The 17,616-nt window shown below is 42.1% G+C and carries 17 protein-coding genes and 2 pseudogenes; 17 read left to right on the forward strand and 2 right to left on the reverse strand.

The features are described from left to right. Positions 1 to 77: 77 nt before the first annotated feature. The 17 genes and pseudogenes from purM (at position 78) to purB (ending at position 12,668) form a co-directional block, all read left to right on the forward strand. Positions 78 to 1,100, forward strand: coding sequence for a phosphoribosylformylglycinamidine cyclo-ligase (gene purM, locus Q4443_RS09105; protein ID WP_049479236.1), 1,023 nt, complete (start codon positions 78 to 80; stop codon positions 1,098 to 1,100). Beyond that, positions 1,097 to 1,654, forward strand: a complete 558-nt coding sequence (gene purN, locus Q4443_RS09110; protein WP_268721816.1) for a phosphoribosylglycinamide formyltransferase — start codon at positions 1,097 to 1,099, stop codon at positions 1,652 to 1,654. Before purM ends, purN begins: the two co-directional genes overlap by 4 nt. Then, complete coding sequence (locus Q4443_RS09115) at positions 1,651 to 2,307, forward strand: hypothetical protein (protein ID WP_000608680.1); 657 nt, start codon at positions 1,651 to 1,653, stop codon at positions 2,305 to 2,307. The genes purN and Q4443_RS09115 overlap by 4 nt, the downstream gene beginning before the upstream one ends. An 11-nt stretch (positions 2,308 to 2,318) precedes the next feature. After that, entirely contained in the window at positions 2,319 to 3,866 is a 1,548-nt protein-coding gene (gene purH, locus Q4443_RS09120) for a bifunctional phosphoribosylaminoimidazolecarboxamide formyltransferase/IMP cyclohydrolase (RefSeq protein ID WP_000166546.1), read from the forward strand. Between the two features lie 70 nt (positions 3,867 to 3,936). Continuing rightward, a complete protein-coding gene (locus tag Q4443_RS09125) occupies positions 3,937 to 4,692 on the forward strand; it encodes a hypothetical protein (protein ID WP_268721817.1) in 756 nt (251 codons plus the stop codon). A gap of 137 nt (positions 4,693 to 4,829) precedes the next feature. Further along, positions 4,830 to 6,092: a phosphoribosylamine--glycine ligase gene (gene purD / locus Q4443_RS09130; RefSeq protein ID WP_268721818.1), complete on the forward strand. Its 1,263-nt coding sequence runs from the start codon at positions 4,830 to 4,832 to the stop codon at positions 6,090 to 6,092. 119 nt (positions 6,093 to 6,211) lie between these two features. Beyond that, positions 6,212 to 6,304, forward strand: a pseudogene (locus Q4443_RS10385) (phosphoribosylaminoimidazole carboxylase); the annotation flags it as partial. Between the two features lie 32 nt (positions 6,305 to 6,336). Then, a complete protein-coding gene (gene purE, locus Q4443_RS09135) occupies positions 6,337 to 6,828 on the forward strand; it encodes a 5-(carboxyamino)imidazole ribonucleotide mutase (RefSeq protein ID WP_000165490.1) in 492 nt (163 codons plus the stop codon). Then, positions 6,815 to 7,906, forward strand: coding sequence for a 5-(carboxyamino)imidazole ribonucleotide synthase (gene purK / locus Q4443_RS09140; RefSeq protein ID WP_268721819.1), 1,092 nt, complete (start codon positions 6,815 to 6,817; stop codon positions 7,904 to 7,906). Before purE ends, purK begins: the two co-directional genes overlap by 14 nt. 1 nt (position 7,907) lies before the next feature. Next, a complete protein-coding gene (locus tag Q4443_RS09145; RefSeq protein ID WP_125414470.1) occupies positions 7,908 to 8,171 on the forward strand; it encodes a hypothetical protein in 264 nt (87 codons plus the stop codon). A 20-nt stretch (positions 8,172 to 8,191) separates the two neighbouring features. Beyond that, on the forward strand, positions 8,192 to 8,419 hold the full coding sequence (locus Q4443_RS09150) for a hypothetical protein (RefSeq protein WP_061412608.1): 228 nt from the start codon (positions 8,192 to 8,194) through the stop codon (positions 8,417 to 8,419). A 3-nt stretch (positions 8,420 to 8,422) separates the two neighbouring features. Further along, positions 8,423 to 9,115, forward strand: coding sequence for an aspartate/glutamate racemase family protein (locus tag Q4443_RS09155; RefSeq protein ID WP_125414469.1), 693 nt, complete (start codon positions 8,423 to 8,425; stop codon positions 9,113 to 9,115). A gap of 2 nt (positions 9,116 to 9,117) precedes the next feature. Continuing rightward, positions 9,118 to 9,213 (forward strand): annotated as a pseudogene (locus Q4443_RS09160) (phosphoribosylaminoimidazole carboxylase); the annotation flags it as partial. Position 9,214: 1 nt separating this feature from the next. Beyond that, the gene (locus Q4443_RS09165) at positions 9,215 to 9,472 is read left to right on the forward strand and encodes a hypothetical protein (protein ID WP_125414467.1); all 258 of its coding nucleotides are present in this window, start codon (positions 9,215 to 9,217) and stop codon (positions 9,470 to 9,472) included. Positions 9,473 to 9,497: 25 nt separating this feature from the next. Further along, complete coding sequence (locus Q4443_RS09170) at positions 9,498 to 10,187, forward strand: hypothetical protein (RefSeq protein WP_125414466.1); 690 nt, start codon at positions 9,498 to 9,500, stop codon at positions 10,185 to 10,187. Between the two features lie 110 nt (positions 10,188 to 10,297). Beyond that, positions 10,298 to 11,200, forward strand: a complete 903-nt coding sequence (locus tag Q4443_RS09175) for an HNH endonuclease (protein ID WP_303408309.1) — start codon at positions 10,298 to 10,300, stop codon at positions 11,198 to 11,200. A 169-nt stretch (positions 11,201 to 11,369) separates the two neighbouring features. Further along, positions 11,370 to 12,668: an adenylosuccinate lyase gene (gene purB / locus Q4443_RS09180; protein ID WP_125414464.1), complete on the forward strand. Its 1,299-nt coding sequence runs from the start codon at positions 11,370 to 11,372 to the stop codon at positions 12,666 to 12,668. Positions 12,669 to 12,725: 57 nt separating this feature from the next. Here purB and strH read toward each other — a convergent pair whose 3' ends face one another. Continuing rightward, positions 12,726 to 16,481, reverse strand: coding sequence for an LPXTG-anchored beta-N-acetylhexosaminidase StrH (strH, locus tag Q4443_RS09185; protein WP_125414463.1), 3,756 nt, complete (start codon positions 16,479 to 16,481; stop codon positions 12,726 to 12,728). Positions 16,482 to 16,783: 302 nt separating this feature from the next. Then, a complete protein-coding gene (locus Q4443_RS09190; protein WP_001007181.1) occupies positions 16,784 to 17,500 on the reverse strand; it encodes a GntR family transcriptional regulator in 717 nt (238 codons plus the stop codon). Positions 17,501 to 17,616: the final 116 nt, after the last annotated feature.

Genomic DNA, 17,616 nt, shown 5'->3' on the forward strand with positions numbered 1-17,616 from the left:
CTGACTAGTATTTTTAGATAAAATAATTGTTTATCTAAAAATACGTCGCAATCTTCTCAAAGAAAAGGAAAAATAAAATGGCAAATAAAAATGCGTACGCCCAGTCGGGTGTAGATGTTGAAGCGGGTTATGAAGTTGTTGAGCGGATCAAAAAGCATGTGGCTCGCACGGAGCGTGCGGGTGTTATGGGAGCTCTTGGTGGTTTCGGTGGCATGTTTGACCTCTCAAAAACAGGTGTCAAAGAGCCTGTCTTGATTTCAGGGACTGATGGTGTCGGAACCAAGCTCATGTTGGCCATCAAATACGACAAGCATGATACCATCGGTCAGGACTGTGTGGCCATGTGTGTCAATGATATCATCGCTGCAGGTGCGGAGCCCCTCTATTTCCTCGACTATGTGGCGACAGGGAAGAATGAACCAGCTAAACTAGAACAAGTGGTTGCTGGTGTGGCAGAAGGCTGTGTGCAGGCAGGTGCAGCCCTCATTGGTGGGGAAACAGCTGAAATGCCTGGTATGTATGGCGAAGATGACTACGACTTGGCTGGATTTGCGGTCGGCGTAGCTGAAAAATCTCAAATCATTGACGGTTCAAAGGTGGCAGAAGGCGATGTTCTTCTCGGACTTGCCTCAAGTGGGATTCACTCAAATGGTTACTCCCTCGTTCGTCGTGTTTTTGCGGACTACACAGGTGAGGAAGTCTTGCCGGAATTGGAAGGCAAGAAACTCAAGGAAGTCCTTCTTGAGCCGACTCGTATCTATGTCAAGGCTGTCTTGCCACTCATCAAGGAAGAGTTAGTCAACGGCATTGCCCACATCACAGGTGGTGGTTTCATCGAGAATGTCCCTCGTATGTTTGCGGCTGACCTAGCTGCGGAAATTGAAGAAGACAAGGTTCCAGTGCTTCCTATTTTCAAGGCTCTTGAAAAATACGGTGAAATCAAGCATGAAGAAATGTTTGAAATCTTCAATATGGGTGTGGGACTCATGCTGGCAGTTAGCCCTGAAAATGTAGGTCGCGTCAAGGAATTGCTGGATGAACCAGTTTATGAAATTGGTCGCATCGTCAAGAAAGAAAACGAAAGTGTCATCATCAAATGAAAAAAATAGCGGTTTTTGCCTCTGGTAATGGCTCAAACTTTCAGGTGATTGCCGAAGAATTTCCGGTGGAATTTGTTTTTTCAGACCATCGTGACGCCTATGTGCTGGAACGTGCAGACAAGCTCGGCGTCCTGTCCTATGCTTTTGAACTCAAGGAGTTTGAGAACAAGGCGGACTACGAAGCAGCTCTTGCCGAACTCTTGGAAGAACACCAGATTGACTTGGTTTGTTTGGCGGGTTATATGAAAATCGTCGGCCCAACCTTATTGGCGGCTTATGAAGGTCGAATTATCAACATTCATCCGGCCTACCTGCCAGAATTTCCAGGAGCTCATGGGATTGAGGACGCTTGGAATGCTGGAGTTACTGAGAGCGGCGTGACCATTCACTGGGTGGACTCAGGTGTGGATACAGGCAAGGTCATCAAACAAGTCCGTGTGCCACGGCTAGCTGATGATACCATCGAAAGCTTTGAAGCTCGGATTCATGAGGCAGAGTACAAGTTGTATCCAGAGGTGCTGGATAGCTTGGGAGTGGAGAGAAGGTATGAATGATAAATAAAATTAAATCGTCCCCTTTTTTGAAAACAATTGTATTTTTTTCGGCATTTTCAATTTTGTTGTTTGTTGTTGATTCTTTTGATTTGATAACAAAAATATTTGGATTCCTTGGTATGAAACCGAATCATATGAATAGTTGGTTAGCATACATAGGCTCTATATCAGGATTGTTGATGACTTCTTATATTTATACCGCTTCTCTCAAGAAGGATAGCGATATTAGAGAGATAGAACAACGTTATAATAATTTACCAATATTAATAATGGGAGTAGAATTAATAGATAATAAACTTCAGATATCAGCAAAGAATATTGGATTAAATCATGCAATTCTAAAGTATTGGAAATTGAATGAATTTGAAGATCAGAGTGAAAATACTCAACAATTACATGGAACAAAAGGTGACATTAATCAATTTCCAATTGTTGAAAAAGACAAAGACGAAGAATATTCTGTAAAAATTCCTCTTGATGAAGGTATAGAAATTTCAAATATTAAAGAAATAATAATTATATATACTGACATTTTTGGAAAAAATTATTATTATAATAAATTCAAAAACGAAAATGGTAAGTTTGAACAATCTCAATATGCGATATTTGATCAAAATAGAACTGAAAAAAATAAAGTAAAAATAAGTAAATGAAAGGAAAAAACATGACTAAACGCGCCTTAATCAGCGTCTCAGATAAAGCAGGCATTGTTGAATTTGCCCAAGAACTTAAAAAACTTGGTTGGGAGATTATCTCGACAGGTGGGACAAAGGTTGCCCTTGACAATGCTGGGGTGGAGACCATTGCAATTGATGATGTGACGGGCTTCCCAGAAATGATGGATGGCCGTGTCAAGACCCTTCACCCAAATATCCATGGTGGGCTCCTCGCTCGTCGTGATCTCGATAGCCATCTAGAGGCTGCTAAGGACAATCAAATCGAACTCATCGACCTTGTGGTGGTCAACCTTTACCCATTCAAGGAAACCATTCTTAAACCAGACGTGACGTACGCTGATGCGGTTGAGAACATCGATATCGGTGGGCCATCTATGCTTCGTTCAGCAGCTAAAAACCACGCTAGCGTGACCGTTGTTGTAGACCCTGCTGACTATGCTGTTGTTCTTGACGAATTGGCAGCAAACGGCGAAACCTCTTATGAAACTCGCCAACGTTTGGCGGCTAAGGTTTTCCGTCACACAGCAGCTTACGATGCCTTGATTGCAGAGTATTTCACAGCTCAAGTGGGTGAAAGCAAACCTGAAAAACTCACTCTGACTTATGACCTTAAACAAGCTATGCGTTACGGTGAAAATCCTCAACAAGACGCAGATTTCTACCAAAAAGCCTTGCCGACAGATTACTCCATCGCTTCAGCGAAACAGCTTAACGGGAAGGAATTGTCCTTTAACAATATCCGCGATGCGGATGCTGCTATTCGTATTATTCGTGATTTTAAAGAACGTCCAACCGTTGTGGCTCTCAAACACATGAACCCATGTGGAATCGGTCAGGCAGATGACATCGAGACTGCTTGGGATTATGCTTATGAGTCTGACCCAGTGTCTATCTTTGGTGGAATTGTTGTTCTCAACCGTGAGGTGGACGCTGCGACAGCTGAGAAGATGCACGATGTCTTCCTTGAAATCATCATTGCACCAAGCTATACGGATGAAGCGCTAGCTATTTTGACCAACAAAAAGAAAAACTTGCGTATCCTTGCTTTGCCATTTGATGCTCAAGATGCTAGCGAAATAGAAGCAGAATACACAGGCGTTGTCGGTGGACTTCTCGTGCAAAACCAAGACGTGGTCAAGGAAAGCCCAGCTGACTGGCAAGTGGTAACAAAACGCCAGCCAACTGAGACAGAAGCAACCGCCCTTGAGTTCGCTTGGAAAGCTATCAAATATGTCAAATCAAACGGTATCATCGTGACCAACGACCACATGACACTTGGTGTTGGTCCTGGCCAAACCAACCGTGTAGCTTCGGTCCGTATTGCTATTGACCAAGCTAAAGATCGTCTGGACGGTGCTGTTCTTGCTTCGGATGCCTTCTTCCCATTTGCGGATAATGTGGAAGAAATCGCTAAAGCAGGTATTAAGGCTATCATCCAGCCAGGAGGCTCTGTCCGTGACCAAGAGTCCATCGAAGCAGCGGACAAATATGGCTTGACTATGGTCTTCACAGGCGTGAGACATTTTAGGCATTAAAAAATGAGGATTATACAAGAATCTGGTATCTTTATATAATTAGGTAAATCAATAGAATGGAGAAGTTAAGATGTCATTAAATATAGGGATGTCGTTATCTGGGCCAACCATTGGAATTAGTCCAGATTTTGGAGAATTAATAAATGCTATCAATAAAAGAAGATATATCAGAAAAAGCAGAATTGAAAATATACATTTTCCTTTGGTTGGTCAAAGTACTATGTCATGGAAACTTAGAGGTGATTACAAGCATGGTTTTTATGCCTTCTCTTCGATAGCATTCGAAGGAGAATTTGGATCAAATCCAGATGTATTTATGATTTTTTCAAAGAATGACAGTCTGATAGAATTTAATAGTAAAGAGCATTCGTTAAATGATGATGATTTAACAGTGGTTAAACTAAAACAAAATATTTTTAAAAACAACAAGTATAAATATGGGATTGAAAAGGAGCTTAATTATTATTCTAACAGTGAATCAGAGTATGATATTCGCCCTTTCATTATTGTTGTATTTGGCGAAGTTTCGTTAGGATTTGCTACTGTCACATTGATAAATAAAAGTTCAAGTACAGCAAATTCAAATGGATTTATTGAGGGAATAATGCCAGGGACGGGAGTAACCCCTTTTCAACCACAGGCAAGAAAACTAGTATGGCCAACTGGCAAAGATCTATTACGTACATTAAAGGAACCTCAAACTGGTCGTTCTTTTAGGTTAGATAAAGAACAGGTTGATAATATTTTAAATTTGAAAAGGTATTTTGTTAATTTATTGGAACCGAACATTGCTAAAGTGTTGAAAGAGGAATATATAACGGAGTGAGACATTTTAGACATTAAGAAGTAAAAGGGAAGAAAACAGTTTCTTTCCTTTTTTGGTTTAAAATGCTAAGTGAAACAAGATTAAAACGAACGTTTATGATATAATGTTAGTAAATAATTCGCAAAAGAGGTTGAGAGATGAAGCTGTTAGTTGTCGGTTCGGGTGGTCGTGAACATGCGATTGCTAAGAAGTTGCTTGAGTCAAAAGACGTTGAAAAAGTTTTTGTAGCTCCTGGAAATGACGGAATGACTCTGGATGGGCTGGAATTGGTGAATATCTCTATTTCCGAACATTCTAAGTTGATTGACTTTGCAAGGAGCAACGATATCGCTTGGACCTTCATCGGGCCAGATGATGCCCTTGCTGCTGGTATCGTGGATGATTTTAACAAAGCTGGGCTCAAGGCTTTTGGTCCGACTAGGGCTGCAGCGGAGCTGGAGTGGTCCAAGGATTTTGCTAAGGAAATCATGGTCAAATATGACGTTCCGACAGCAGCCTATGGCACATTTTCAGATTTCGAGGAGGCCAAGGCTTATATAGAGGAGAAAGGCGCTCCTATCGTTGTCAAGGCGGATGGATTGGCGCTCGGGAAAGGTGTCGTCGTTGCGGAGACGATTGAGCAAGCAGTCGAAGCTGCTCATGAAATGCTTTTGGACAATAAATTCGGTGATTCTGGTGCGCGTGTGGTTATTGAGGAATTCCTCGACGGGGAGGAGTTCTCCCTCTTTGCCTTTGTCAATGGGGACAAGTTCTACATCATGCCAACAGCACAGGATCACAAACGTGCTTACGATGGCGACAAGGGCCCTAATACGGGCGGTATGGGAGCTTATGCGCCAGTTCCTCACTTGCTACAGAGCGTGGTTGACACAGCAGTGGAGACTATTGTCAAGCCGGTTATCGAAGGGATGATCAAAGAAGGTCGCCCGTATCTTGGTGTCCTTTACGCTGGTCTTATCTTGACAGCAGATGGCCCTAAGGTGATCGAGTTTAACGCTCGATTTGGAGATCCCGAAACTCAGATTATCTTGCCTCGTTTGACATCTGATTTTGCACAAAATATCACGGATATTCTCGATAGCAAGGAGCCGAACATCACGTGGACGGACAAGGGCGTGACTCTGGGTGTGGTTGTCGCATCCAAGGGCTATCCGCTAGATTATGCAAAGGGTGTCGAGTTGCCAACTAAGACAGAAGGCAATATCATCACCTACTATGCAGGGGCTAAGTTTGCGGAAAATAGCAGAGCACTGCTATCCAACGGCGGACGAGTTTATATGCTGGTCACCACAGCCGCTACCGTCAAAGAAACCCAAGATATCATCTACAAAGAACTCGACAAACAAAACACAGAAGGCCTCTTCTACCGAACCGATATCGGAAGCAAGGCAATTAAGTAAAGATATAAGAATAACGTGACGAAGTCGCCAAATACGATAATGGTCGTTTGATTTGCGAGCATTAGCGAGCTAATATAGAGCAATCACCGCCGTTGTGAAAGAAGGCTTGGCTTTGTTAGCCAAGCCTTCAGGGAAATCGGAAGACCTTGGGCTTCCGATTTAGGCATGAGACACCTTTGGTGGCCGCTGCCGTCCCTCACAACCTAAGGTGATTGAAAAAAGAAAGGAAAGAAAAGGGAAAATTATGACTAAACCAATTATTTCCATCATCATGGGCTCAAAATCCGACTGGGCAACCATGCAAAAAACCGCCGAAGTCCTAGACCGTTTCGGTGTAGCCTACGAAAAGAAGGTTGTCTCTGCCCACCGTACACCTGATCTCATGTTCAGACATGCCGAAGAAGCACGTAGTCGTGGTATCAAGGTCATTATCGCAGGTGCAGGTGGCGCAGCTCATTTGCCAGGTATGGTTGCTGCTAAAACAACCCTTCCTGTCATCGGTGTACCCGTCAAATCGCGTGCCCTTAGTGGCGTGGACTCGCTCTACTCTATCGTACAGATGCCGGGTGGCGTGCCTGTCGCAACTATGGCTATCGGTGAAGCAGGAGCGACTAACGCTGCCCTCTTTGCCCTCCGTCTCCTGTCAGTAGAGGATCAGGCTATCGCGATAGCATTGGCAGATTTCGCAGAAGAGCAAGGAAAAATCGCAGAGGAGTCTACAAATGAGCTCATCTAAAACAATCGGAATTATCGGTGGCGGTCAGCTTGGTCAGATGATGGCCATTTCTGCTATCTATATGGGGCACAAGGTCATCGCGCTGGATCCTGCGGCGGATTGCCCAGCCTCTCGTGTGGCGGAAATCATCGTGGCACCTTATAACGATGTGAACGCCCTTCGCCAGTTGGCTGAGCGTTGCGATGTCCTTACCTATGAGTTTGAAAATGTCGATGCTGACGGTCTTGATGCTGTTATCAAGAATGGTCAGCTCCCTCAAGGGACAGACCTACTCCGCATTTCTCAAAATCGCATCTTTGAAAAGGACTTTCTCTCAAACAAGGCCCAAGTCACTGTGGCACCCTACAAGGTTGTGACTTCAAGCCAAGACTTGGCAGATATTGACCTATCGAAAAACTATGTCCTCAAGACTGCGACTGGTGGCTACGATGGGCATGGACAAAAGGTCATTCGCTCAGAAGCAGACTTGGAAGAAGCCTATGCGCTAGCCGACTCAGCAGACTGCGTCTTGGAAGAATTTGTCAACTTCGACCTTGAAATCTCCATTATCGTGTCTGGTAATGGCAAGGACGTGACGGTTTTCCCAGTTCAGGAAAATATCCACCGCAACAATATCCTGTCTAAGACCATTGTGCCAGCCCGCATTCCAGCAAGCTTAGCCGACAAGGCTAAAGCTATGGCAGTGCGAATCGCAGACCAGCTCAATTTGTCTGGAACACTTTGTGTGGAAATGTTTGCGACAGCTGACGACATTATCGTCAATGAGATTGCTCCGCGACCACACAACTCTGGGCATTATTCTATCGAAGCCTGCGACTTCTCGCAGTTTGACACCCATATCTTGGGTGTTCTCGGATCACCATTACCAGCAATTAAACTGCATGCCCCAGCCCTTATGCTCAACGTTCTCGGCCAGCATGTTGAGGCCGCTGAAAACTATGTCACAGAAAATCCAAGCGCCCACCTCCACATGTATGGTAAAATAGAAGCGAAACACAACCGCAAAATGGGGCATGTGACTTTGTTTAGTGATGTGCCGGATAGTGTGGATGAGTTTGGTGAAGGGATTGATTTTTGAAATGGCAGAAGAATTTGATGAATTGCTAGATGATGAAATAACGACCGTAACACTGACTTATACGGACGATTTGATTGTTCCAGAGATTGCGGATAGAGAGGGGATTCATATTTTAGAGAGAGCTGGTAATCAGCTGGTCTTAGAATATTCTTGTTCTGTGAAGGAAGTAAAGGATTATCTGAGTAGTTACGGCCTGCCTAGAAATCCTGAGAGAATTTCATTTGAATTTTCTATACATGAAGACTCAGAAAATGATAATCTTTAAAGCTAAATGGAGACCAGTTTATGATTCAAATCATCGTAAACGCTTTTGTGGAGGAAGGAAAAGAAATCGCCGTTGTAGAAGTGCTTTTTGCCAGCGCTGACCATGAAAAAGTAAAAGCCAAATATCAGGAATTAAAGATCCAATATCCAGACAATTATCTGGCTATCTATGATTTGCCATTGGATACAGATCTAAGTAGCTTACCGCACTATCCGTCGGTAGCTATAAGCAAGGAGGAGTTTAATTAGCCTATGAAAACTATTGGTCTAATTGGTGGTATGAGTTGGGAAAGCACCACATCTTACTACCAAATCATCAACGAAACCATCAAAAAAGAGCTGGGTGGCTTGCATTCAGCTAAGATTCTACTTTATAGTGTTGATTTTGCAGAGATTGAGCATTATCAAGCAGTCGGAGACTGGGAGAAAAGCGGTCAACTTTTGACAGATATTGCTCAGCGCTTGGAGCAAGCAGGTGCGGATTTCATCGTTATTTGTACCAACACCATGCACAAGGTTGCTCCGCAGATACAAGGAAAGATTACGATTCCAATCTTGCATATTGCACAAGCAACTGCGCAGGCCTTGTTGACTAACGGCATTCAAAAAGTCGGCCTCCTAGGGACCAAGTACACCATGACTCAAGATTTTTACAAGGAAAAATTAATAGAGTCTGGGTTAGAAGTGCTGATTCCAGACCAAGCTGGAATTACAGAGGTCAATCGAATCATTTATGACGAACTTTGCCTAGGGAACATCAAAGAAAGCTCAAAGCAGACTTATCTTGCCGTTATAGATGATTTGAAAAAAGCAGGCGCTGAAGCTGTTATCTTGGGGTGTACCGAGATTGGCCTCCTCGTCAAGCAATCCGACACCGACCTGCCTCTCTACGACACAACAGTGATTCATGCAGAGAAAGCGGCGGAGTGGGCGGTAAATAAGTGACCATAGAAGTCAAGCACAACCATAGATTAGGGCATGTAACTTTGTTTAGTGATGCGCCGGATAGTGTGGTTGAGTTTGGGGAAAGGATTGATTTTTAAAATGATAGAAGAATTCGATGATGTATTTGAAGATGATATTACTACTCTAACATTTACTTATGCGGATGATGTAGTCATTCCAGAAATTCCAGATGCAGAAGGGATTCATATTGTAGAGAGAACAAATAATCAACTAATAATAGAGCATACGCGCGATGATGATGAGGTCTATGATTATATAAAGAGTTTTGGATTAACGAGCCGTCCTATAAAACTTTCGATTGAATTTTTTGCTTACGAAGATCCTGAGGAAGAATAGTATTTAAATTGAATGGGGAGAATTTATGATTCAACTCTTTGTCAATACTTTTGTAAAAAAAGATAATCAGTTAGAAAATTTGTCTCACATCGCTACGATAGTTGGAGTTCTATTAGCCATTATTGTTGCGATCGGGGGAGTTATTAAATATTTTCGTGAGAAAAAAGATAAAGAATATGAACGATACATAGAGGGAAAAAGAAATAAGAGAGACAAGTTAACAGCAACCTACAATGAGCTACTTAAGATTATTGCTTTATTTCCCAATAAAACGCCCTATGATATTATGAATAACATATCGTTTTCCCCAGTATTTAATTTTGAAGACTTTGATACGGTGAATAGAATTTTGGAAATTCAGATTAAGGAAGATTATCAAAAGCGATTAGAGCGAAAAGGTCTTACTTATCAAGATGAAGAAGATATCAAAACAGAAATTCGGAATAGAGAATACTATATCAAGGAAATAGAAAAAATCAAAAATCAGTATTTTTTAGCTAAGAAAGAATATGAACGATTTAGAAGTACCGATAAGATTATTGAATTGTATGCCAGTCAAGACGTAAAAAATTGCTTAGTCAAGTTTGATGTTACTTGGCACAACGCTTTTATTGCAGGTAGACTTTTAGAATATAACGATGGTAGAAATAATAAATTGGATAATATTCGTTGGGAACTAGAATTTATAATTAGAAAAGATTTAGGTATTATGTAATAAAAAATGTAGAAAAATCAATTAATTTACTAATACTCATTTTATTGCATGTACTTAATGATAATCAGAAATTTATAAGTCATAAAGGAGAATGGTTAACCTAAACAGAGATGAGTGAGAAAAAGAAAAAATGTATAATTTGTACTATTGAAAAATCAGAAAATAACTTTAATACAGAACATATAATACTTGAGAGTTTAGGCGGAAATAGACAACCAGAGAATACACTTAAAGATGTATGTAAGACCTGTAATTCAAAATTAGGGATGCATGTTGATTCGAAATTTGTAAATAGTCCATTATTAGAGTTTATTCGGAATAGGAAAGGTATTAAAGGAAAAAATGGAGTCCCCGGTCTAGATAAATTTGATTTTCCTTTTTGGATTCCAGAAATTACGGGAAATTTGATGACAAATAAGAAGACTGGAGATATAACAGGCTATAGAGCAAAGTATGGAAAAAGCGAAAATTTTATTTTTGCTCCTAAAAATGTTGACGTAGGATATTTTAAACAGCATATAGAATCTTATAGTGATGATGAGATAAAAACTAGAATTATTGATTTTGATAACGTCCCACTTTTTCCACGACTTGATAATATTAGTCTTCCTCAAGGTACGGTAGAAGAGTACCTAAAGTATGCATTCTTTCCTTTGTCTATGAAAATATCATTTGAATACGCATATAAATATCTTGGAGAGCCATGGTTAAACCAAAGGATTTCAAAAGATATACAGGAAGTGCTATTTCAATTATGTCAAGGAAATACACTAATCAAAATACCTACAGATACTATTTTATCTATGGGAAATAATCTTTCAAATGAAATAATAGTTGAGTTTGAAGAAGAAGGTGATAAAATTTATGTGAGGATTGATATCTTTGGTATTTTTAATTCTAGAATGTTAATAGGTTATGAAAATTCACTAATAAATCTGGGAAGTGAGTACCCAAAATTGAAAATTGATGTAAGTAGTTCTAACACAAAGGGTTTTGAGGTTATATATCTATAAAAATTAGAAAGTATTCATAAGAGTTAACTATAGGATTAAATGAGAATGCAGAAGCATTTGAATATAGACAAACTAAAGCCATTGAAGAACAACAATAGAAATGAAAATAAAGATTTCCTAATGTTATTCTGGCTAAGTGAACCATCAAAAGAAAGGAAAATAAAACAACATGATTAACCGTTACTCTCGCCCTGAGATGGCGAATATTTGGAGTGAAGAAAATAAATACCGAGCTTGGCTTGAGGTGGAAATCTTGGCTGATGAGGCATGGGCTGAGTTGGGGGAAATCCCTAAGGAAGATGTGGCTTCGATTCGCGAGAAGGCGGACTTTGACATTGACCGTATTTTGGAGATTGAGCAAGAGACTCGCCACGATGTGGTAGCTTTTACACGAGCGGTTTCTGAGACTCTTGGTGAAGAGCGCAAGTGGGTTCACTATGGTTTGACTTCTACTGACGTGGTGGATACTGCCTACGGTTATCTTTACAAGCAAGCCAACGACATCATCCGTCGTGACCTTGAAAACTTCACCAACATCATCGCTGATAAGGCCAAGGAGCACAAGTTCACCATCATGATGGGTCGTACCCACGGGGTGCACGCTGAGCCGACGACTTTTGGTCTCAAGCTTGCGACTTGGTACAGCGAAATGAAGCGCAACATCGAGCGTTTCGAGCATGCGGCTGCTGGTGTGGAAGCTGGTAAGATTTCTGGTGCGGTTGGGAACTTTGCCAACATCCCACCATTTGTTGAAAAATACGTCTGCGACAAATTGGGTATCCGTGCTCAAGAAATCTCTACACAGGTCCTTCCTCGTGACCTTCATGCTGAGTATTTTGCAGTTCTTGCTAGCATCGCAACTTCGATCGAGCGTATGGCAACGGAAATCCGTGGTCTTCAAAAATCGGAACAACGTGAAGTGGAAGAATTCTTTGCCAAGGGGCAAAAAGGGTCTTCAGCAATGCCTCACAAACGCAACCCTATCGGTTCTGAGAACATGACAGGTCTGGCGCGTGTTATTCGTGGTCACATGGTGACAGCTTATGAAAATGTTGCTCTCTGGCACGAACGCGATATTTCTCACTCATCAGCTGAGCGTATCATCACACCAGATACGACCATCTTGATCGACTACATGCTCAACCGTTTTGGCAATATCGTCAAGAACTTGACAGTCTTCCCAGAAAACATGATCCGCAACATGAACTCTACTTTTGGTTTGATTTTCAGCCAACGTGCTATGTTGACCTTGATTGAGAAAGGCATGACCCGTGAGCAAGCCTATGACTTGGTACAACCAAAAACAGCTCAATCATGGGATAACCAAGTAGACTTCAAACCACTCCTTGAAGCAGATCCAGAAGTGACTTCACGCCTCACTCAAGAAGAAATCGATGAAATCTTCAACCCTGCATACTACACCAAACGGGTGGATGAGATCTTTGAACGTATCGGACTTGGTAATTAATCATAAAACAAAAAAGCGAGATTCAATCTCGCTTTTTTCTATTCTCTTAGAAGAATCTTAGTCTTCTTTTCTCTTAGTCAGTCCGTAGGCTGCTAGTGTGGCCATGAGGCCTGCTGCGACCAAGCCTGCAGAGTCTTGACTTCCTGTTGCAGGGAGTTGTTTTTCATCTGCTTTGGCAGTAGTTGGTGCAGTTTGCTCAGCTTTCTCAACGGCAGTGCCGACTTCGACCACCTGAGCGACCGCTTCCTGTGTTACCACGCTATTGACAAGCGTTCTTTCTTCTTTTCCATCAGCACTAGTGCTCACAGAGTAGAAGGCAGTACGGTGGCCGTTGGCTCCTTTAGTAACAACTTGCGTTTGTCCTTTTGGTAATTGAGGATTTTCACGTGTCACAGTAGTGAATGGAATTTCTTCCTCTTGGATATCCAGTCTTGGTTTTGTTTCTGCGGCTGGAGCAAGACCGTGTTCGTCCCCTTTGTGCGTAATAGGGGTGCCGATTTCAACCACTTGGGTCACAGGTTCTTTGGTTACTTGGCTATCTAGTACCGTTTCTGTTTGTTTCCCATTTTCAGTAAGGACAGAGATGTAATGAGTGCGTTCGCCCTCTACACCTGGTGTGATGATCTTTTCCTGACCGGCTGGGAGGTTCGGATTTTCCTTCTTGATGACCTCAAATGGAATCTTTTCTGCTCTTGTGATGAGTTCCGGTTTGGTTTCAACATTGGCAGCTAGTTCGTTTTCATCGAGGCTTCCTGAGTGGGTTGCCGCTGGTTTAAGGCTTAGGCGGGCTGCTTTGAGCTTGGCTACGAGAGCGTCTAACTCGGCTTGTTTGTTACGGTTGAGGTTGTAGTTGAGAGCTTCTTTCGCTGCATTTAGGGCCTCCAAGCTTTCCTTGCTGTATCCATCCAAGTTTGCAGGGATTTGAGCAAGTTCCTCACGGAGGGCATTGTAGTTAGCGCGGAAGTAGTCTTTATTATTGTCTGCAAAGGCAGTCATGAGTTCAAAGATTTCTTCTTCCTTGTACTCAGCACTTGGTCTGTCTGCCCAGATAGCAAGCATGCTTCCGACGGTTGGAAGGTCTACCTCAGGATATTTGGTAGATGCAAGCTGGTTAAATGGTGTTTTTTTAGTATTTTCAATTGCTTTTTTGAGGAAACCACCACCATCTTCAGGTTTCTGGCCGAGAATGTAGTACCAGTCTCCGTTGGTGTTAAGGAATTTGTAGCCTTTGCTTGCCAGGTACTGAGGAGATGCAAGGTTGTAACCCCACCATCCCTTAGACCAGTAAGAGATGATGACATCCTTGTCAAACTCAACATCATCCTTGTCCTCGTAGTAGAAACCATCGTTGAAGGCCATTGGTTGAAGGCCTCTTTCTTTGGCCATAGCAGCAAGAGTGTTAGAGTACTCAGCAAACTTGCCATAGAGTCCATACCATTTGAGGTAGTACCAGCCTTGCGCGTTGGTAGCATCATTGGCATATTCGTCTGTACCGTAGTTGAAGATCTTAGTTTTGCCTGCAAAGAAGTCCATGTACTTGCCGATGAGGGCTTTGACAAAGTTCATGGCTTCTTCGTTTTCAAGGTCCATGGTTGTTTTGGAGACCTTGTCAAAGTAGGCTTGAGGATTTTGGATACCTAATTTTTCCATAGCGACAAGCATGGCATCCATGTGACCTGGGCTGTTGATTGCTGGAATTAGTCCAAGACCTTTTGATTTTGCGTACTCGATCAATTCAGTGATTTCAGCTTGACTAAGAGTGGTACCATTTGGATCATCGTAGTAAGCTTTTGTTCCTTCTATGATAGCCTTCTTGACATCATCGCTTGCATAAGTTTTTCCGTTAGCTGTGATGGTCATGTCATCAAGGAGGAAGCGAAGTCCATCGTTTCCTAGGAGAAGATGCACATCAGAGTAGCCGAGCTCGCTCGCTTTGTCTACGATACGTTTGAGTTGGTCGAGCGTGAAGTACTTACGTCCAGCATCGATAGAGATTACTTTGTTCTTGGCAAGCTTTTCAACTTCGCGTTTCGCGTCTTCTTCTTTTTGAGCTTCTGGTGTGAAGGTCAAATTGCTTACAGCTTCTTGGAGTTTTGCGATTGCTTGGTCAATGGTGTCTTGTTGGGCACGGCTGAGGTTGCTATCGAGTGAGCGAATAGCTTTTTCAGCTTCTTTTACAGCTGCGACACTTTCTGCAGTATAGCGGTTAAGGTCTGTTGGTACTTCTTTCAGAGCTTGCTCAGCAGACTCATAGTCAGCTGCGAAGTATTCAGCATTGGCATTTGCGAAGCTACGCATGAGTTTGAAGAGGCGTGATGGTGAATAGCGTGCAGATGGGGTATCCGCCCAAGCAGCTACCATACCCCCGATGAACGGGATAGTAGCCCCATCAGATTTTGGTACAGAAGTGATTGGAGTGTTCTTGATACCATTGAGTCCTTGGTCGAGGTTGTACCAGCCTTGGCCATCGGCATTTCGTCCGAGGACGTAGTACCAAGCATCGTTGGTATTAAGGATTTGGTGGCCTTTTTCAACTAGAAGTTTAGAAGAAGCGACGTCGTATCCGCCCCATCCACCAGTCCACATTGAAACGATGATGTCTTTGTCAAAAGTACCAAAGCTAGTGTCGCTATTATAGTAGATACCGTCGTTAAAGGCCATTGGTTTGAGACCGTGAGATTTGACGATGCGAGCAAGGTCGTTAGCGTAGGCGATAAATTTATCATAGCCCTTGTCTGGGAAACCATCTTCTGGATACCATTTATAGGCTTGAAGAACGCTCCAGCCTTTAGCGTCTGTAGCATCATTGGCGTACTCGTCTAGTCCGATATTGAAAATATCAGTTTTTCCAGCAAAGTATGCAGCATACTTGTCGATCAGGGCTTTGGTAAACTCAACAGCTTCTTTGTTATCCAGGTCAACGGTACGAGCAGATTCCTTACCAAAGTAGTTGAAGTTCGGTTTTTGGATACCTAGTTCTTTCATGGCATGCAAAATCGCATCCATGTGCCCAGGGCTATTAACGGTTGGGATTAGTCCGATACCCTTATCTTTGGCATAGTTAATCAAGTCCGTCATCTGGCTCTCTGTCAAGTGGTTGCCATTTGGATCCTTGTAGTAGGCATCTGTTCCATTTTCGAGCGCACGTTTGACATCATCACTTGCATAGGTTTTACCATTGGCTGTGATCGTCATGTCGTCCAACATAAAACGCATGCCGTCATTTCCAACTAGTAGATGAAGATCAGTATAACCGTAGTGTTTGGCTTTGTCGATGATTTCTTTGAGTTGGTCTGGAGAGAAGTACTTGCGTCCAGCGTCGATTGAGATCATTTTTCTTTTTGCCAGTTTTTCATTTACCTGAGGTGCTCGTTCCGTACTAGGAGTGGTTACTGCAGGTGTGGCTGCTTCATTTTTCTTTTCTGAAGGAGAGTTTTCTGCAGGAGTTTCAGCTGGGGCAGGACTCTCTTTCTCGGCAGTAGGCGTTGGAGCAGCATTTTCTGTCACAACTGGTGCGCTTGACTCTTCTGTTTTTGGAGCAACTGTTCGAGGAGCCTCCTGGTCTTCTTTGACCTCCTCTTTTACAAGTTTGTCAGCCTTTTCTTCCAGTTTTTCTGGGACCTTGGAGTCTACAGCTTCTTCGGTTGCTTGTGGACTCTCCTGAATCGTTTGAACAGTTTCTTCAGCTGTTGGAGCTGGAGTAATCCCATCTGCAGATACGACTTGTGCGCTAAAAGCAAATCCTATAAGTACAGAAGCTGCCCCAACCGCGTATTTACGGATGGAGAAGCGCTGTTTCTTTTCTAGTTTCATGACAAAACCTCCTTGTTATTATCATATATGATAGCGTTTACATAAAACCAATTTTATTTTATTATCTAAGGAGTAAAATGTCAAGTGGGTTTATATAAGAACTATAATAAATAGAGGAAATCATAAGATTTAGGAGAAATTTGCTAATAAGGGATAAAACAGAGGAAAAACCAAACGAAAATTTAACTTGTTTTTAGTAAAAATGCTACTAATTAAATAAGAGCCCTTCATAGCGTTTTCACAACTTCTTTCTCGTGCTATAATGAATAGAGAAAAAGCCTGAGCTAGGCTCAGGCTTTTTCTTAATGACCTCGGTTACATGAGATGAATTTGATTTTGTAGTAGTCTGCTCGCTTATAAGTTTCACTATAGGCAAGGACTTGGCCAGTGGCCTCAAGTTTTGTAGTCTTCGTTTGGAAGACAGTTGGGAATTGTGTATCGATTCCGAGTACAGAAGCAGCATGCTCTGGTGTTGGGAATGCGATTTCGTTGATTTCCTCAAAATGTTCATCACTCATGTGAATGCGGTAATCCAATTTGAAACGTGTATAGATAGAGCTATAATAGTCAAGATTTGGATAGTTGGCATTGATGTATTGCTCAGGAATATAAGATGTGTGGTAGATGTATGTCACGTCGTTTGTCTGACGAATACGTTCAATCTTATAGTAGAATTGATCTCCACGTAGTCCAAGTTTATCTAAATATTCAAGTTTGTTTCCGCGCTCGATAGAAAGGACAGTAACTTTATCGTCTTTTGTTTCAAAGATTTCGACATCTGAAAACTCAACGAGTTTGTGCTTGCGGGCACGTGAAACGAAAGTACCTTTACCTTGTTGGCGGACAATGTAGCCGTCTTTAGCAAGGTCGTTCAAGGCACGAACAACTGTGATTGAACTCACATCGTACATCGCGATCAATTCGGCTTCTGTATAAAATTTATCTCCACTTGCAAATTGACCAGAGATGATTTTATTTTTTAATTCATCTTTAATATATTGGTATTTAGGAATAGCCATAAATTTCACCTCGATTCTCTTTCTCCAATTTTGATTTTACCACAAATATAGAGAAAAGAGTAGTATTAAGGTCAAAAAATTAAAATAATAGACTAAAAATGTTATTTTACATGTAA

Source organism: Streptococcus sp. GP0011 (genome assembly GCF_030546305.1).
GTDB lineage: Bacteria > Bacillota > Bacilli > Lactobacillales > Streptococcaceae > Streptococcus.

Excerpts from the sequence above, each read along its gene's own strand:
- purM (WP_049479236.1), top strand. The coding sequence starts at position 78 with ATGGCAAATAAAAATGCGTACGCCCAGTCGGGTGTAGATGTTGAAGCG.
- purN (WP_268721816.1), top strand. The coding sequence starts at position 1,097 with ATGAAAAAAATAGCGGTTTTTGCCTCTGGTAATGGCTCAAACTTTCAG.
- Q4443_RS09115 (WP_000608680.1), top strand. The coding sequence starts at position 1,651 with ATGATAAATAAAATTAAATCGTCCCCTTTTTTGAAAACAATTGTATTT.
- purH (WP_000166546.1), top strand. The coding sequence starts at position 2,319 with ATGACTAAACGCGCCTTAATCAGCGTCTCAGATAAAGCAGGCATTGTT.
- Q4443_RS09125 (WP_268721817.1), top strand. The coding sequence starts at position 3,937 with ATGTCATTAAATATAGGGATGTCGTTATCTGGGCCAACCATTGGAATT.
- purD (WP_268721818.1), top strand. The coding sequence starts at position 4,830 with ATGAAGCTGTTAGTTGTCGGTTCGGGTGGTCGTGAACATGCGATTGCT.
- purE (WP_000165490.1), top strand. The coding sequence starts at position 6,337 with ATGACTAAACCAATTATTTCCATCATCATGGGCTCAAAATCCGACTGG.
- purK (WP_268721819.1), top strand. The coding sequence starts at position 6,815 with ATGAGCTCATCTAAAACAATCGGAATTATCGGTGGCGGTCAGCTTGGT.
- Q4443_RS09145 (WP_125414470.1), top strand. The coding sequence starts at position 7,908 with ATGGCAGAAGAATTTGATGAATTGCTAGATGATGAAATAACGACCGTA.
- Q4443_RS09150 (WP_061412608.1), top strand. The coding sequence starts at position 8,192 with ATGATTCAAATCATCGTAAACGCTTTTGTGGAGGAAGGAAAAGAAATC.
- Q4443_RS09155 (WP_125414469.1), top strand. The coding sequence starts at position 8,423 with ATGAAAACTATTGGTCTAATTGGTGGTATGAGTTGGGAAAGCACCACA.
- Q4443_RS09165 (WP_125414467.1), top strand. The coding sequence starts at position 9,215 with ATGATAGAAGAATTCGATGATGTATTTGAAGATGATATTACTACTCTA.
- Q4443_RS09170 (WP_125414466.1), top strand. The coding sequence starts at position 9,498 with ATGATTCAACTCTTTGTCAATACTTTTGTAAAAAAAGATAATCAGTTA.
- Q4443_RS09175 (WP_303408309.1), top strand. The coding sequence starts at position 10,298 with ATGAGTGAGAAAAAGAAAAAATGTATAATTTGTACTATTGAAAAATCA.
- purB (WP_125414464.1), top strand. The coding sequence starts at position 11,370 with ATGATTAACCGTTACTCTCGCCCTGAGATGGCGAATATTTGGAGTGAA.
- strH (WP_125414463.1), bottom strand. The coding sequence starts at position 16,481 with ATGAAACTAGAAAAGAAACAGCGCTTCTCCATCCGTAAATACGCGGTT.
- Q4443_RS09190 (WP_001007181.1), bottom strand. The coding sequence starts at position 17,500 with ATGGCTATTCCTAAATACCAATATATTAAAGATGAATTAAAAAATAAA.